This is a genomic window from Streptomyces diastatochromogenes, from assembly GCF_002242805.1.
Taxonomy (GTDB): Bacteria; Actinomycetota; Actinomycetes; order Streptomycetales; family Streptomycetaceae; genus Streptomyces; species Streptomyces diastatochromogenes.
Genome location: NZ_MCGQ01000008.1, coordinates 51305 through 67645, shown reverse-complemented (window position 1 = coordinate 67645; position 16341 = coordinate 51305). Strand labels below are relative to the sequence as shown.

At 69.4% G+C, this 16341-nt stretch carries 14 protein-coding genes; 11 read left to right on the top strand and 3 right to left on the bottom strand.

Going from position 1 to position 16341, the window contains the following annotated elements; genetic code table 11:
* Window positions 1-128 precede the first annotated feature (128 nt).
* Both BEK98_RS08575 and BEK98_RS08570 read left to right on the top strand, forming a co-directional pair.
* Window positions 129-2153, top strand: coding sequence for a serine/threonine-protein kinase (locus tag BEK98_RS08575; RefSeq protein WP_094215807.1), 2025 nt, complete (start codon window positions 129-131; stop codon window positions 2151-2153).
* 129 nt (window positions 2154-2282) lie between these two features.
* On the top strand, window positions 2283-3818 hold the full coding sequence (locus BEK98_RS08570) for a substrate-binding domain-containing protein (RefSeq protein ID WP_094215806.1): 1536 nt from the start codon (window positions 2283-2285) through the stop codon (window positions 3816-3818).
* A gap of 118 nt (window positions 3819-3936) precedes the next feature.
* Here the strand turns inward: BEK98_RS08570 and BEK98_RS08565 are convergent, their stop codons facing one another.
* On the bottom strand, window positions 3937-4686 hold the full coding sequence (locus BEK98_RS08565) for an SLATT domain-containing protein (RefSeq protein WP_094215805.1): 750 nt from the start codon (window positions 4684-4686) through the stop codon (window positions 3937-3939).
* A 274-nt stretch (window positions 4687-4960) separates the two neighbouring features.
* On the opposite strand from BEK98_RS08565, the gene BEK98_RS08560 reads away from it, so the two are divergent.
* The 3 genes from BEK98_RS08560 to BEK98_RS08550 are packed head-to-tail and all read left to right on the top strand — an operon-like array spanning window position 4961 to window position 6615.
* A complete protein-coding gene (locus BEK98_RS08560) occupies window positions 4961-5305 on the top strand; it encodes a YbaB/EbfC family nucleoid-associated protein (protein WP_094215804.1) in 345 nt (114 codons plus the stop codon).
* A gap of 55 nt (window positions 5306-5360) precedes the next feature.
* Window positions 5361-5960: a recombination mediator RecR gene (gene recR, locus BEK98_RS08555; protein WP_033524560.1), complete on the top strand. Its 600-nt coding sequence runs from the start codon at window positions 5361-5363 to the stop codon at window positions 5958-5960.
* A complete protein-coding gene (locus BEK98_RS08550; RefSeq protein ID WP_094215803.1) occupies window positions 5953-6615 on the top strand; it encodes a DUF5063 domain-containing protein in 663 nt (220 codons plus the stop codon). The genes recR and BEK98_RS08550 overlap by 8 nt, the downstream gene beginning before the upstream one ends.
* A gap of 6 nt (window positions 6616-6621) precedes the next feature.
* Here BEK98_RS08550 and BEK98_RS08545 read toward each other — a convergent pair whose 3' ends face one another.
* On the bottom strand, window positions 6622-11289 hold the full coding sequence (locus tag BEK98_RS08545; RefSeq protein WP_094215802.1) for a wHTH domain-containing protein: 4668 nt from the start codon (window positions 11287-11289) through the stop codon (window positions 6622-6624).
* A 192-nt stretch (window positions 11290-11481) separates the two neighbouring features.
* On the opposite strand from BEK98_RS08545, the gene BEK98_RS48900 reads away from it, so the two are divergent.
* From BEK98_RS48900 to BEK98_RS08535, 3 genes are all read left to right on the top strand, one after another.
* Window positions 11482-11652, top strand: a complete 171-nt coding sequence (locus BEK98_RS48900; protein WP_167444110.1) for a hypothetical protein — start codon at window positions 11482-11484, stop codon at window positions 11650-11652.
* Window positions 11653-11943: 291 nt separating this feature from the next.
* On the top strand, window positions 11944-12930 hold the full coding sequence (locus BEK98_RS08540; protein WP_208643054.1) for a hypothetical protein: 987 nt from the start codon (window positions 11944-11946) through the stop codon (window positions 12928-12930).
* Between the two features lie 50 nt (window positions 12931-12980).
* Window positions 12981-13559 carry a Uma2 family endonuclease gene (locus BEK98_RS08535; protein WP_094215801.1) on the top strand — a complete coding sequence of 193 codons (579 nt, stop codon included), beginning with the start codon at window positions 12981-12983 and terminating at the stop codon, window positions 13557-13559.
* Window positions 13560-13590: 31 nt separating this feature from the next.
* Here BEK98_RS08535 and BEK98_RS08530 read toward each other — a convergent pair whose 3' ends face one another.
* Window positions 13591-14019, bottom strand: a complete 429-nt coding sequence (locus tag BEK98_RS08530; protein WP_094215800.1) for a nuclear transport factor 2 family protein — start codon at window positions 14017-14019, stop codon at window positions 13591-13593.
* A gap of 160 nt (window positions 14020-14179) precedes the next feature.
* On the opposite strand from BEK98_RS08530, the gene BEK98_RS08525 reads away from it, so the two are divergent.
* The 3 genes from BEK98_RS08525 to BEK98_RS08515 all read left to right on the top strand — a co-directional run bounded on the left by BEK98_RS08525 (window position 14180) and on the right by BEK98_RS08515 (window position 16294).
* Window positions 14180-14806 carry a TetR/AcrR family transcriptional regulator gene (locus BEK98_RS08525; RefSeq protein ID WP_094215799.1) on the top strand — a complete coding sequence of 209 codons (627 nt, stop codon included), beginning with the start codon at window positions 14180-14182 and terminating at the stop codon, window positions 14804-14806.
* 9 nt (window positions 14807-14815) lie between these two features.
* The gene (locus tag BEK98_RS08520; protein ID WP_244201794.1) at window positions 14816-15982 is read left to right on the top strand and encodes a bifunctional class I SAM-dependent methyltransferase/NUDIX hydrolase; all 1167 of its coding nucleotides are present in this window, start codon (window positions 14816-14818) and stop codon (window positions 15980-15982) included.
* A 129-nt stretch (window positions 15983-16111) separates the two neighbouring features.
* A complete protein-coding gene (locus BEK98_RS08515; protein ID WP_094215798.1) occupies window positions 16112-16294 on the top strand; it encodes a hypothetical protein in 183 nt (60 codons plus the stop codon).
* Window positions 16295-16341 lie beyond the last annotated feature (47 nt).

Genomic DNA, 16341 nt, shown 5'->3' with positions numbered 1-16341 from the left:
GGGGATTCCGCGACAGGTTGTCGAAGACACCGCCGTTACGGAACCGTAGACACCGGGCCGCGCGGCTCCACGTACGACCGCACTATTCTCGGTCCGTTGCAGACCTATGGGGGGAAGGCGGCGCGAGGATGGACAAGCTGGGACCGGGGGATCCGCAGCGGATCGGGGCGTACCGGCTGCTCGCGCGGCTCGGCGCGGGCGGTATGGGGCATGTGTATCTGGCCCGGTCGGACCGGGGCCGTACCGTCGCCGTGAAGCTGGTCCGCGAGGAGCTGGCCGAGCAGGAGGAGTTCCGGGCGCGGTTCCGGCAGGAGGTGCAGGCCGCGCGGCGGGTCGGCGGGTACTGGACCGCGCCCGTGCTGGACGCGGACACCGAGGCCGCGGTGCCGTGGGTGGCCACCGGGTACGTCGCCGGGCCCAGCCTGCAGCAGGTCGTCTCACACGATCATGGGGCGCTGCCCGAGCGGTCGGTACGGATCCTCGCGGCGGGGCTCGCGCACGCGCTCACGGACATCCACGCGGCCGGGATCGTGCACCGGGATCTGAAGCCGTCCAACGTGCTCGTCACCATCGACGGGCCGCGGGTGATCGACTTCGGGATCGCGCGGGCGATGGAGACGATGGCGGGGGACGGGCTGACCCGTACCGGGTCGTTGGTGGGGTCGCCCGGGTTCATGGCGCCGGAGCAGGTGCGGGGGGATCGGATCACGCCCGCGTGTGATGTGTTCTGCCTGGGGTCCGTGCTCGCTTATGCCTCCACCGGTGTTCTGCCCTTCGGTGGGGCGAACAGCGGGGTGCATGCCCTGATGTTCCGGATCGCTCAGGAGGAGCCGGATCTGGAGGGGGTGCCGGAGGGGATCGCGGATCTGGTGCGGGACTGCTTGAAGAAGGACCCGGCTTCTCGGCCTTCGCTGGAGCGGATTCTGGAGCGGACGGGGGCGGGGGACACGGTGGCCGGGGGGCGGTCTCGGGATCCTTGGCTGCCGGGGGCGTTGGTGGCGCAGTTGGGGCGGGGTGCTGTGCAGCTGCTTGACGCGGAGGATCCGTCGGCGGAGGGGGAGGGCCGGCCTTCGGCCGGATCAGGGTTCCCACCCGCACCACCCGTGCAGGAATCGTCGTCGGGTGCGGGTGGCCCTGGTGGGGTGGACGCGCCGTCGGCGGGTGCGGGTGCGGGGAGTCCGGCCCCGGGGGTGCCTGCTCCTGCCTGGGTGGTTCAGCAAGGAGGCGGGGGGTCGCCTGAGCATGCGGCCGCTGCTGATGACGGGGGCGCGCCGCCGCCCTCGCCCGGGATCCCGAGTCAGCCGGGGCCGTCCGCCGGGAGTGGTGCGCCCGTCAATCATCTTCCGACCATGGTTTCCGGGCAGACCCCGCCGCCCGCCCCTCCCCCCGCCGCTCCCGGGTACGGTGCGCCCGGCCCGTACGGGTATCCGCAGCAGCCCCAGCAGCATCCTCAGCCGCCTGCTGCCGCCTACGGCTACCCGCAGCAGCCGTACAACCCCTATGGGGGTGGCGGGCTCGGCTCGACCCCGCCCTATGGGCCGCCGCCGGTCGGGGTTCCGCAGCAGCCTGAGCGTAGGAACGGGCGTTCCACCGCGCTGCTCGTCGTGATCGCGCTGGTGGTGGCGTTGGGCGCGGGTGGGTCCGTGTATGCGCTGATGAACCGGGGTGGGGACGACGACAAGGGCGGGGGGACGGTCAGTCCCGCGCCGACCGTCACCACCACCGCGCCGGGCGGCGGCAGCTCGCCGGCGCCCAATCCCACGACCTCGGCGCCGTCCCCCTCCGCGCCCACGGACGGTGCGATCCCGGACGGCTACCTCGGCACCTGGGAGACCACCATCGACAACTCCAACGGGAGCAACACCCGTCAACTGACCATCCAGCAGGGGAAGGTGGGGGACACCGTCCTCACCCTCGTCGCGGACGGGCCCACCGACGGCGGCGGGACGTACCACTGCGTGTTCGAGGCGCAGCTCACCGAAGAGCCGGGCACGGACGGGCCGTTGGAGATCGGACCGTCGTCCGTCACCTCCGGTGAGCCGATCTCCTCCTGCTCGCCGGGCGAGGCGACGGAGGTCACGCTGCTGTCGGACGGGCGGCTGAAGCGGGTGAAGAAGAGCGGCGGGGAGAGCCTGACGTACACCAAGCAGTGAGGTGAACTCGGCTTCCTGCTAAGGCTGTTGAACGTTGGGCGAACTTCGGCCGACGCGTCCGGTTCGCCCCCTCCCGCGCGCGTACCGTGACCCCACCATCCGGCTCCGGGGAGTGGCGGGGGCACCCACATGGAGTGGCTGAGCGCGGAGAACGTCGTCGCCGTCGGCACGGCGGTGCTGGGCATCGTCGCGTCCGCGGGCATGGTCTGGTACGAGCGCCGGGTGCCGCGCCGCAAGCGTGTCGGCTACCGCGTGCAGATGGACAACCCCATCGGCGACGACGTCCGCTCGGGCCGTGCCAACCGCCGGCTCGGCCTCTTCCTCTTCGACGGGGCGCCGGACACGAGCGACGCGACGCTCGTCCTGCTCCGCATCGAGAACGACGGCTCGCAGGGCATCGACCGCGACGACTACACCAGCCCCGAGCGGCACGGGCTGACCGCGGTGTTCACGGACCGGACCGTGCGCGGTGTCTCGGTCACCCAGCCCACCGACACCGACCACCTGCTGGACCACTTCACCGCCGAGCGCGGCTTCGGGTACGAGGGCAACACCCTGCGCATCCCGCGCGTCCCGCTGAACCGGGGCGACCACTTCAAACTGCTCGTGCTGCTGTCCGGCGGGGACGTCGGCCGGGAGATCCGGATCGTCGGCGGGATCAGGGAGGGCGAGGTCCATCCCAACCGCAGCGCCACACCCGACGACAAGCCGCCGCTGTTCAGCCGTGCGTCCCGGCTCATCACCATCATGCTCACGGTGTGCGTGGTGACCCTGGCGGCGATCGTCGTGGCCCGCGACGACACACCACCGCCGATCGGCTGCGAGAAGGGCGCGCTGACCGTGACGGGGTCGACCGCGTTCGAGCCGGTGATGCGGGAGGTGGCGAAGCGGTACGAGGAGGACTGCGCGGGTGCGACCGTCACGGTGGATCCGCATGGATCGACGGCGGGTGTAAGGGAGTTGGCGGCGACCGGCGCCCAGGCGAAGGGGCAGGGCTCACCGCCGTTGATCGCCCTCTCCGACGGCCCCAAACCCGCCGACATGCCGGAGCTGCGCGAGAACCGCATCGCGCTGTCGGTCTTCGCGCTGGTCGTGAACGACGACGTTGGCCTGACGAACCTCTCGACGGCGGACGTACGACGCCTCTACCAGGGCGAGATCACCAACTGGCGGCAGCTGGGCGGGCGTTCGCTGCCGGTGCACCTGGTCAGCCGGGACGCCAACTCCGGTACCCGGCAGGTCTTCCAGCGGCGCGTCCTCGGCCGGGGCGAGATGGCGAACTCCTCCGTCGACTGCGTCCACAAGGACTACCCGACGGCGCCGGTGACCCGCTGCGAACTCGACTCCACGGACCAGGTGCTGACCGAGGTGGCCCAGCTCCCCGGCGCGATCGGCTACAGCGAACTCAACCTGGCCACCCGGGCGAAGGGCCTCCACGTGCTCTCCCTGGACACCGACGCCCCCTCGGTCGACGCCATCGAGCACGGCCACAGCCCCTACCCCTACCGCGAGATCGAGTACGCCTACACCTACGGCCAGCCGCCTGCCAACTCCCTGGCGTCCAGCTTCCTGACGTACCTGTCCCGGGGGAGCGGCCAGGAGATCATCCGCACGCACGGCCATGTGCCCTGCTGGACTCCGGAGGGCATGAAGCTGTGCGCGTAGCCAGTTGGCTACGCAGCTGCGGGCAGTCGTGCCGCTGGGGCGGCACGGGTGGGCGCAGCGGCACCCGGCCAGCGCCGGTGAGCGAAACCCACCCCCGGCCAGCCGCAGCACCGGGCGCCTATCGAGGCTCAGGTGGCCGCTGGCGGGGCATGTTCGGGCGCGTACCGTTCGCGGGCGGCAGGGGAAACCGGCCCACAGACCCGCCCCCTTCCGCCCGCACCCCCGACGCCACCGCCGCCTGGATACCCAACGGCGCCGACCCCGTCCGGAACTCCACCATCCAGTCGGCCGTCTCCGTCCGCACCAGCTCCAGCACGTCCTCGGAGAACCGCCGCAGAACCCCCAGACACCGCTCCGCGGCCTCACTGGCCGTCCCCTCGGCCGGCCCCAGCACCTCCCGCACACTCTCCGACGCCCAGTCGAACTGCAATGCCTGCAACCGCCGCTGCACGGCCTGCGCGGTCGCCACGTCCCTTATCCACCCGGACGTGACCCCGAAGAAACGGTCGACCGCGACACACGCCACCGAGAGCATCAGCGCCAGATACCCCCAGGCCGCCACCCCGCCGACCACCCCGGTCAGATCCAGCAACGGCAGCGCGGCCCCGCACACCGCCCCCGCCGCCGCCCCGGCCCGCAGCGCCCGCGCCCCGCGCCGCTTCCACACCCGGTCCGCGAGATACCAGGACGCCGTCTGCATAGCCCCCCGCTCCACCCACCGGTACAGCTCGTCGAGCCGCTCGGCGGGCTCGCCCCAGTCCCCGAGCGGAAACGACCGCCCGGTCAGATCGCCCGGCCGCAGCCCGGCCGCACCCTCGCCCCACCCGTCCTGAGGCGGACCCTCGGGCTGCATCTCCGGCTGACCCACCCGCACTCCCTACTGAACACGACACCGAACACGGCACTGGACATGACCGGTCACATTGCGTGACATTGCATGCCGATGCGCGCCACCCTTCCTACCTCCCAATGGGTGGCGGGGACGTAGCTTTCCCTGCTTTTCCGCCCAGAAGAGGGCCTTGATCAGGTATAGGCCTGCCCTTGCTGTCACTCGAAAGAGTGGCGGGGCGATGGTCGCGTAGACCACGTAGGCTCGTGCACAACGGAAGACGACGGAGCAGACGAAGGACCAGGAGCTGATCGTGATCCCCGGTGGTGGCCAGCCCAACATGCAGCAGTTGCTCCAGCAGGCCCAGAAGATGCAGCAGGACCTGCAGCGGGCGCAGGAGGAACTGGCGAACACGGAGGTCGACGGGCAGGCGGGCGGCGGCCTGGTGCAGGCCACCGTCACCGGCGCCGGCGAGCTGCGCGCGCTGAAGATCGACCCGAAGGCGGTGGACCCGGAGGACACCGAGACCCTCGCCGACCTGATCGTGGCGGCCGTACAGGCGGCCAACGAGAACGCGCAGACGCTCCAGCAGCAGAAGCTGGGCCCCCTGGCGCAGGGCCTGGGCGGCGGCAGCGGCATTCCCGGCCTGCCTTTCTAAGACGGGCCGTGGCCAACTACCGTACGTACTGAAAGACTCCAGGAAGGGCAGTCCGTTGTACGAAGGCGTGGTTCAGGACCTCATCGACGAGCTGGGGCGGCTGCCCGGCGTCGGTCCCAAGAGCGCGCAGCGGATCGCCTTCCACATCCTGCAGGCGGAGCCGACGGACGTCCGGCGGCTCGCCCAGGCCCTCCTCGAGGTGAAGGCGAAGGTCCGCTTCTGCGCGACCTGCGGCAACGTGGCACAGGAGGAGCTGTGCAACATCTGCCGCGACCCGCGCCGCGACCCGTCGGTCATCTGCGTGGTCGAGGAGCCGAAGGACGTCGTGGCGGTCGAGCGCACCCGCGAGTTCCGCGGCCGCTACCACGTCCTCGGCGGCGCGATCAGCCCGATCGAGGGCGTCGGCCCCGACGACCTGCGTATACGAGAACTTCTCGCGCGGTTGGCCGACGGGACGGTCACGGAGCTGATCCTGGCCACGGACCCGAATCTGGAAGGCGAGGCCACGGCCACGTACCTCGCCCGCATGATCAAGCCCATGGGCCTCAAGGTCACCCGCCTGGCCAGCGGCCTCCCGGTGGGTGGCGACCTGGAATACGCGGACGAGGTCACCCTCGGCCGCGCCTTCGAGGGGAGACGACTCCTAGATGTCTGACGCCACGCTGCACGCGACCGGTCACAATCCGGACGACTTCGCGGTCCAGATCGCGGACCAGGTCGAGAGCTTCCTGGTGGCCGTCTCAGAGGTGGCGAAGGGCGACGAGCCGGACTCGGCGGTGCCCTTCCTCCTCCTGGAGGTCTCCCAGCTGCTCCTGGCCGGCGGCCGCCTGGGCGCGCACGAGGACATCGTCCCCGACGAGCGCTACGAGCCCGACCTGGGCCCCGAGCCGGACGTGGACGAACTCCGCGAGAACCTCGCCCGCCTCCTCGACCCCATCGACGTCTACTCCGAGGTCTTCGACCCCTACGAGCCCCGGAAGGCCCCCGTCCCGGCCCGCATCTCCGACGACCTCGCCGACGTCGTCACCGACCTCCGTCACGGCATGGCCCACTACCGCGCGGGCCGCACCACGGAGGCCCTGTGGTGGTGGCAGTTCTCCTACTTCTCCAACTGGGGCGGCACCGCCTCCGCCAGCCTCCGCGCCCTCCAGTCCCTGGTCGCCCACGTCCGCCTCAACCAGCCCCTGGAAGAACTCGACGGCCTCGACACCGACCAGGCCACCCTGGGTGACGAGACCCTGGAGTTCGAGGCGGGCAAGGTCATGGCGGAGGAGATCGGTGGGCCGCTGGGGATGCGGCCGGGGAAGTAGCTCCGGTCACTGTGCCGGAGGGGCCTCGGCTTCGGGTTTCATGACGAGGCCCGGGACCTTGGGGAGGGCGGCGCGGACGGCGTCGGCCACGCGCTGCAGGTCGACGCCCAGGCGGGTCAGGCGTTCGAGGAGTTCGTCGGGCGGCAGCTGCGTGGAACGCGCGATGCGGAGGAAATCGCGGATCGGATCTCTGAGTGTCAGACGAGGATGGGGCATTCCTTCCCGGCCCCCGAGGCACAGGTAGTGGTCGACGTCGTCGAGCTGGTCCGGACGGATGTCGGGGAGCCGGAAGCCGTACGCCGACAGCCGTTCGGTGACCTCGTGGGTGTCCATGCGCAGGCGCGCCGCGACGCAGACGAGGTGGTACAGCGGCACTGGTTTGTCCCAGGGGAGCAGTGTGTCAATGTCGATGTCGGCTCCGTAGTCTCGGTGACCGAGACCGCCGATGGCCTCGTATTCCATGCGGACCAGCTCGTTATCGAACTTTCCAGCGATGTCCGGCGCCTGATCGGGGGCTGTGGTCAGGCCGTACTGGGCGAGACGGAGCATGACGCGCCGGGGCGATGTGCGCAGACGCTCGGACACCTGCATCACGTGACGCATGGGCACCGGCTGGTCCGGCGAGAGGGGCGCCAGCTTCCAGTGGTGCCTGAGAATGACCTCATCGTCGGGCTCGGCCCGCTCGGGGAACATCGTCGCCGGCGGCACCACACCGTAGGCCCGGAGCCGGGACACCACCGTCGGTGGGGGGAGTTCGGTCCGGAGAGCGATCTCTGCCACGAACGACACGGAGACTGGTCTGCCCGGCCTGGGCCAGAATCCAGACCTCCCGCCGAGGATCACGGCGTCCACGGCTTCCGCCCTCTCCGGCAGGGTTTCGGGAGGTCTCAGGCCCAGTTCGCGGATCCACTGAGCGATCTCATGCAGGGGCGTTCCCAGATTGGCCGAGAGTTCCACCAGCAGGCCGGGCGGCACAGATCCCTCGTCATCCAGCTCCGTCCAGTGGTATGCCTGCCAGCCGTACTGCCTGCCCTTGTTGAGCAGGTCGAGGGTCGGCCACCCGAAGTCGGGCTCCCGGATGAACCGGAAGCCATAGGAGCGGAGTTCTTCGGCCACGTCAGAGGCAGGGCGGTTCCGGGCGAAGGCAACATCGAGCACGTGGCTGGCCGGGACGGGATCATCCGTACTCAGCCAGCCGGAGCCGAGCAGCCCCTTACTGAGCAGTTGCTGCGTGTGGTTGTCCGGGTTGTTCACCTGTGGGGCGAGATCGGGGACGGTGTATCCGTACGCACGCAGCCACTGAGCGGCCTCATGGATACCCATGCCGAGTGTGAAGTAGGCGCTGACGAGATGGCCGGGCGGCACGGGGGAACTGATGTCGAGCCAGTACTTGCCATCCAGCTCTCTACAGAGCAGACGCAGCGTTCGGTCGTCCGGGGTGTCCGCCAGCGGCTCCAGGTCCGGGACGGTGAACCCGAACGACCGCATGCGTTGTGCGGCCTCACTGACGCTGATGTCCAGTTCGAAGTGGGCGCTGACGAGGTGACCCGGTGGGACCGCTTCGTAGGTGCTGCGCCAGTGCAAGAAGCCGGTTCCGGAGTCGGCGAGACGCAGGGTCTTGCCGAGCAGCGCGAAGTTCAGCGCGTCGACGGCGGGCTCACCGTCGGGCGACGGCGGTGCGGGCATACGCAGTCGCCGCATGCGTGCCACGACGTCGGTGTAGGACATCCCACAGAGTTGGGCGAGGGTGAGTGCGTGGCCCGGGGTGGCCAGCTGCTCACGGCCATACCCGTCAAGTGCCCAGCTCCTGGCCTTCAGTGAGATGAGCGCGGAGTCGGTTCGCAGGAGAACGTCCGAAGGGAGAGCGGGGAGAACGCCAGTCACCTGATCCAGCTCTGGTACGAGCCGGCTCAACGCGGTCAGGTCGGTATTGGGGCGCTGTGCCAGCAGCCGCCACAGCAGGGTGGGGCCGTCCGGATCGCCTTGCACCTTACTGTTGGGCATCCGATCCAGGTCAGCCCCTCTGCCCTGGTCTCCGGACAGATCGCTGACGAGTTTGACGTCCGGCGGAAAGAAACCGGCTACGGCAACTGACGAGAGCCAGCCGTTCAGCTCCAGGTAACACCCCGCCGCTCCGGCGGTCTCGGTCACGATGTCGGCGAGCCGGGGGCTCTGTTCCGCGACCTCGGCCAGCCAACGGGAGCTCAGCAGGTGGCTGCCGGACTGGATCAGGACCGGCAGCGCGTCCCTGATGAGCCGCTCCACCGTCGTGCAGACGTCGGCGTCCAGGATCTCCGTCCGGTCGACGGACAGCCGCTTGGGACGGCTGTCCCCGACCAGGTTCACGACGACACCGCGCAGTCTGCGCACGTTCTGCGGGTCGGCCAGTACGCCCTCGCGGACGCGGGGCTCGGTGAGGATTCCATCGACCAGTACACCTCCGCCGCGCTCGCACCAGACGACCTGACCGTCCACCAGCCCGGGATCACCAGGAGTGGGCAGCAACTCGCCGTCGGCCTCCAGGCTGTGCGACCGAAGCTCCTGGCCCCTGCGGCGCAGCAGGACACCGGGCTTCCACTCGGCGCTCTGTGTGCCATGTACGGCCGTGGTGGTGAACTCGGCGATGCCCAGGAGCCGTCGGAGTTCCGATACGCAGGAGGGCGCCCTGTCGTCGTCCCGCAGATAGAGCCGGACAGTGGTGCCGATCGTTCCCGGCCGGCCGGTCGGGCGTACACGGAAGTAGTGCCCGGGGCCGCTGATCAGGACGGTGAGTTCCCGCAGTCTGCCGTTGGCGCCGTCCATGTGGCACGTCGTCACGCGTACCTCGTCGGCGAGCATGAAGTAGCTCAGTACGCCGATCCCGAAACGGCTGTTGGGGTGGATGGTGATGCCCCGGGTACGCCACTCCTCGCGTTCCTCCTGGTACCGGGGAAGATCCGTGAAGCGGACCCCGGCCTGTGCGAAGACCTCCGACAGCGTGACCTCGTCCATGCCCACGCCGTTGTCCCGGCACTCCAGGTAATGCCGACCTTCCTCCTCGTCGAACCCCTGAACGAACTCGATCCGGCCTTCGTAGCTGCCGAAGTTGTCACGGGCCTGGGTGCGGGCTCGCCGGTAGCGGCAGGCGTCCAGTGCGTTCTGGTAGAGCTCGCGAATGGCGAGGGACCGGTCACGGTAGAGGTTCTCGCCCATGAGTAGCTCCTGGACGCGTTCTTCGTCCAGCTTGAAGCGGATCACACCGTCGACCGGAACGGCATGACCCTGGTCGTCCAGTTCGCGTACCTCGTCGGCCCGGGTGTAGGCAGGCAGCGTGCTCAGGGCCGGATCGGCGGTGTGCCGTATACCGCGCAGGAGCGATTCCAGCTGGTGGGTGTGGTCGGTGAGGGCGGCCACGACGGCGGGGTGACCGCACCCGGCCTTGAGTCCGAGTCCGTCCCCGCGCGGCTGCCAGGACGCGGTGTCCAGCGTGGTGAAGAGCCGGGCGGGATGCAACGGGTCCGGAATACCCACATGCCTGACGATCACCGATGACAGGTGCGTGACCTCGATCGCCATGTTGTGAGCCACCGCGAACAGAGGGCCCACGAGCCTTTCCCGCACGCTTTGGAAGTCGCGTCCGTCGAAATCCAGTTGGAACACGTCCGCGCGGAGATGCTCCACGCGAGCAGCGTCGAACAGCTCTTTCGGACTGGCGTGAACGGAGGCGAGCAGCCGGGAGAGGAGTTCGGGATCGAGCACGACACCCAGACCGGTCGGGTCGGCGCCCAGGTCCGAAAGAAGTTCCCGCAACCGTCCGGGCTGTCGCCTGGCCCACTGGTCGAACAACCACCAACCGATCTCGCGCCGCCCGTTCCTGCGGTCTTTAAGATGGCCCAACTCGGCCCGGCGAACGAGTCGCTCGTGCCCGTGCAGCAACACTTCGTACATCTGGCGCTCCGGGCTGCCGGAGACCTGTCGGCCGAAGTCCGTCGGAGCGACATGGGACAGATCGGCGGACGTACGCGAGCGGTGAACGTGATGGATGAAGGGGAGCAGGGCGATCAGAGCGGCTTCGCCCGGGGTGAGGAGACCTTTGGTGTCCCGCCAGAGTAGGTGAACCAGTTGATTGGTCCTGCGTGCGATGCGCCGGGCCAGGTTCGCATCGTGCCAGGGATTGTCGGAGAGAGCGTGCCGCGCAGAGGCGTACAGTTCCGCCAGCCTGTCGGCGACTTCTGCCGCCTCGTGCTGGAGCTTTTGGGTCCGCTCGCGGTCGTCGGGGCTCAGCAGCTTCCACGCCGGGGATTCCGTGACATCGCTCCGCCATAACCGCTGGGCATCTGGGGCGAGGGGCGAGCCCGAGGTGTGGGCGTCCGGCTCGAAGTCTCCCCTCCGGCGGGCCTCGCGGGCTTGCTTGGCCATGTTGTGCCACTCCTGGTGGCTGGGGAACCGCGGTGTCGCGGGGCGCTGTCTCGAGGTCGCGATCCGTTGGAGCGCGGACAGGAGGAGGTTCAGGTCGCTGCTCTGCCGTGGAATCGTCCGTCCGGCCATCCAGTCCGCGACCGTACTGTCCGCCGGCGGCCGCTCGTCGCGCGCCAGGTCTCGCCTCATCTCGGCGCGCACGGCCGCGGCTTCGGGATGGCCGCCCAGCTCCATCAGCTTGGCCAGTGCCTTCCAGTACCCCAGCGATACCGCCATGGTCGGCTCCCCGTGTCCCGTGCGCCCTGGCCCCGGCGTCCCCGACTCGGCCGGTTCGGCCGAGTCGTGAAGTCACACGGTACCGGCCTGATCTGCGAAGCAACTCGAGAACAAGCAGATCGCGGAGCCGCTGCTCGGACAGAACTCGGCACCATCACCGACGTCTTCACACGATGTTCCGAAGGAGTCGCAATGGACCCGGTTCTTGTCGCAGCAGGCGGCAGCGTGCTGGCCCTGCTGATCGTCGCCTGCGCGGCGGTGTTCGTCGTCCGGTCGGCGCTGCAAGGGGCCGAGTCGCGACACCGTGCACACATTCTCGAAGCCGTGGCCGAGGTGCTTCGGGCGATGCGAGGGAAGAGGTGATCCCGGGGCTTGAGCCTCGGGCTTCGAGCCCTTCTCCTGGGGTCTGGAATGGGTGGAAAACCAATCCAACCAACCAAGCCTGTAGGTGAGTTGAGTGGGCGCTACCTCTAAAGAGTGACGTTCTGTGATCGGCTTGCGCCGGAACGTAAAGGCACTCTAGGTTCGCGGCAAATAGATCGGCCCCGGTCGGTGCGCCAACACCGGCTCCGGGGCCTGGACCTACGGATCGAATGAGGCTCGATCGTGGCTTGCTTCCACCCTAGCCCTGCCCTGCCGTCTGCGGACCACCCCATGGCCAAAACGGGGTACGGAAAGCGCTCGGCAGGTGACGAAGATCCGCACGCGGACCCGGACTTCGCACATCTCGGCGACCGCGACCGCGACATCGCCCTTTTCATCGACCACCTCCAAGTCGGCCACGCGGTGGGCTACAAGGCGATCGCTGCCGAGCACCCGCGCTACGGCCAGCAGGCGACACGCGTTTCGATGGGGCGTCTGAGCATTGCCGGGCACCTGCACTGGATCCGGGAGCACATCACCCTCGAGGACAACTCGATGCGGTGGGTGACACGGACGTACTGGTCGCGTACGCCCAGGTCGGTGGCCTGGTGGGAAGAGTTCGCGCGGGCCCGCAACGGCAGGACCGTGACCGACGGCTATCAGTCGGGACTGGCCCGGGTCGAGGAGGCTGAGGAAGCCGCCCCGGAGGCCGATCCCGCCGAGCCCGCTCAAGCACCGGCCGACGAGCCGCAGCCCAGCACGGCCTACCGCACGCTCGCGGAACTCGTCGACACGGACCGCCGTATGCCGCTGTCCGAACACGACTGCCGGTCTCTCGAAGCCCTCGCCGCGGAGTGGCTGTCTCGCGGCTCGACACCCGAGGACATCACCCGCGCCCTCACCGGCGGACTCCCCTCCGCCGTGTCCAACCCGGGCGGACTCGCCCGCACACGACTGGAGAAGAAGATGCCACCGAAGAAGGCCAAGGTGCGCCAGCAGAAAGCCCCCCTCCGCGGCCGTGTCGACCGGGTGGTCCGAGCCTGTGTCACCTGTGACGCGGACGAGCGGACCGTGGAGATCGTCGGGGGCGTGTGCCGGGAGTGCCGGGTGGAGCTCGGGCTGGACACGCCCGAGGGGGAGCCGATCCCTCCGGTGCCGGAGACGTTTCTGGCCGGGCCGGTTCCCAGCGCCGTGGAGGTGCACCGCTGGGCCGCGCGCGTCCGTGCGGCGGGCGGCTTGGGCAGCCCCGCAGGCAAGGCGCTCTGGGAGGGCGTATGAGCGTGCAGGACGTGCCGGTCAGGGCACCATGGAGTCGAGGAGGCGACGCCATGACCCCCAGGACCGAGCAGCAGCCGCAGATGTCAGTCGAGGAGTTCGAGCAGCTGGAACGTCATGCCCCGGAGACCGTGCGGCTGGAGTTCATCAATGGGAAGGTCCAGGTCAAGCCCGTGCCGGACGGCAACCACAGTGAGATCTACATGTGGCTCCTGGAACGGTGCATGCAACTGCGCCCGGACCTGCGTCTCCACCCCGAGAGGGGGCTCAGGACCGAGGCCTACCGCAAGGGTCGCGCTCGCGCGGACGCAGTACTGGTGCCCAAGGGCAGCCTCAAGGGGCGGGGGGAGTGGTCGGCGGCCGAAGGTGTGCTCATGGCGGTGGAGATCACTTCGTACGACTCCGACACCAACCAGCGCGACCGAGTCGAGAAGCTCGACGGCTACGCGGCCGCCGGCATCCCCGTCTACCTGCTCATCGACCGTGACGAGTGCTCCGTCGTGGTCTTCAATCAGCCGAAGGACGGTCGCTACCTGCATGAGGAGAAGCTGCCGTTCGGTGCCTCCGTCAAGCTCCCCGACCCGGTGAACATCACCTTGGACACCGAGCCGCTGAAGGAGTACGTCGACTGAGGCTCGGTGTCCGGTCTTCCGCGGCTGCCGCCTAGGCGGGAGCCGTCAGTTGGGCGATGACCGAGGCGCCGTCCAGCCACACGTTCTCGCGGGAGATCTTTCCCTCCCGGAACTCGAAGACGTGCAGGATGCGGAAGGTGATGCGGCGGCCGTTGCCGGGGATTCCGAGGAACGAGCCCGGGACCGTGCCCGTCATCACGTTCTCGATGGTGACGGCGTCGTCGGAGTAGTAGGTGTGGGTCCGCTCCTCCTTCTCGCTGCGGAAGTCCTTGCACAGCTGGCGGTAGAACTCCAGCGCCGCCGGGATGCCGTGCTTCGGGCCGCCGGGGTCGCCCACGACGTCGTGCTCGATGTCGTCGGTGTAGACGGCGACCGATCCCTCCGGGTCCCCGCGCTCTTCGGCGGCCATGTGCGCCTGGATCAGAGCTTCCAATTCCGCGGGTGTGGTCGTGGAGGACATGGAGTCCCCTCTCTTCTCGCGCCGCGCGCCCGGACGAGCCGCGGCCCCCGTAGTGAGACATTGGTATCGTAATGAGAAGGAATTCTCACGACAAGAGGAGACTCTCATGAGTGGCGGGGGCGCGCGGAGCACGGAGGGCGTGAGAGAAGGCGCGCGAGGTGTGGGTGACGGGCGGCGGAATCAGAAGCTGCGCACCCGGCGCGCCCTCATCGACGCCGCCGTCACGCTGCTCCGCGAGGGGCGGACGGTCACCATCGCCGACGCCGCGGAGGCGGCACAGGTGTCCACGGCCACGGCGTACCGGTACTTCTCCAGCCCGCCCGAACTGCTGCAGGAGGCCCAGACCCTGCTGCGCACCCCGGATGTCCTGGCCGACCTGCCGTCCGACCCGGCGCAGCGGCTCGACACGCTCGTCTCCCGGGTCGCGGACATGCAGTTCGGGGACGAGGCCATGTGGCGGGCACTGCTGCGGGCCTCGATGGAGCGCTGGTTCCAGCAGGCCCAGAAGGGCGGCGAGCAGGGCGACGAGATCCCCATCCGCAACCGCACCCGCCTGGACCTGACCCGCACCGCCCTGGAACCCCTCGCCGACACCCTCCCACCCGCCGAACACCGCCGCCTGACCATGGCGCTCATGCTCGTCTACGGCGTCGAGGCCCTCATCACCACCCGCGACGCCAGCGGCCTCGACCCCGAGGAGGCGAAGGAGACCATGCGCTGGGCAGCCGGGGCGCTGCTGGAGACGGCACTTCGTGAGTCGGGGCTGTGCGTGGATGAGGCGGGGTAGCTTCGGGCGGTGAACGCCGAAGAGATCAACGCCGAAGAGATCAACGCCGGGATCTGGCACTCCTACGGGACTCATCACATCCGGCGCGGCACACCCCTGCCCGAGCTGGACGGGATCGACTGGGGCCCCGGAGGAACCGGGCCGGGAGACGAGGTGCTCGGGGATCTGGCGGGACGGCGTGTGCTGGACCTCGGCTGCGGTCCGGCCCGGCATGCCGCACATCTCGTGCGCACCTACGGGGCGTTGCTCGACGCGGTCGACGCCTCGGCCAGCCAGCTCGAGCGGGCCCGCGCCCGCTACCCGGATCTGCCCGGACTCCGGCTGGTCCACGCGGACGGCGTCGAGCACCTGCGCACGGCGGCGCCGTACGACGTCATCTACTCACTCAGCACCCTCCACTTCCTCGACCCCCACCGGCTGCTGCCCGCCCTGGCCGCGGCCCTCAAGCCGGGGGGCCGGCTGTGCTTCACCGTGCTGCACACCAACTCCCAGGGCAGCGGCCCTGATTCGGCCGTTGCCCCCCGGCCCGAGATCCTGCGGCTGGCCGGTGGCGGAGAGCTGACCGGGCAGATGTGGGTGCTCACCCCGGAACTCTGGGAGGACCTGCTCGTGCAGTACGGGCTGCGGGTGGAGGACGTCGCCGTCCTCGACGCTCCGGAGGAGGGCAACCACGCGTCCTACCGGCTCTTCCAGGTTCGTCGGCCCGCCCGTGTCACCGCCCGTCCGCGCACCGCCAAGCCGCCGGTGGCCCACGCGGCCGCCGGGGTCGGCGCCGTACTGCTCGGACCCCGTGGCCTGCTGCTGGGCCGGCACCGGCGGGGGACGACCGAGTTGCCCGGCGGGACCGTGGAGCCGGGTGAGTCGCTGGAGGAGACCGTGGTCCGCGAACTCGCCGAGGAGACCGGGCTGTTGGCCGATCCGTCCGATGTTCGGCTCCTGGGGACGCTGGTCGACCAGGTCGACGGGGTCGTCCGGATTACCTTCGGCGCGCTGGTCACCGCCTGGCGCGGCGAACCGGCCGACCAGCCGGACGAAAGCGTCGGCGACTGGCGTTGGTGGCCCCTGGACGCGCTGCCACCGAACCTCTTCGAATGCAGCGCCCAGATCCTCACCGCCTGGCGCCCTGACCTCCCGATCGACCATCCGCCGGCCCACTTCACCCCGTTCGCCGAGTAGCGGTGTAGCCGCCTACACCCCTGTTCCGGGAGTGCGCTCCCTCGTTTCGAGATTCGTGAGCCGGGATCGTTGATCTCGTCAGGTCAGCGAGATCTGCGAGATCAACGAGACGTGAAACGAGGGAAATTAATGAAGTCGCTGCTCAATTCCAAGCCCGTTCTGTGGTTTCTGTTTCTTTTCAATGCCGTCGTCGCTGTTGCCGCGCCTTTTGTGGTCGACGGGGCGCAGGGGGTGGCGACCGCTGTCGGGATGGGTGTCGTGTCGGTCGGGGCGGGGGTCGGTCTGGTGAAGGGGAGAAGGGTCGTCGGCTGAGAGATTGGCGAAGTGCTGGACGTCCGCTGTACGTCCGCTGGACGGGT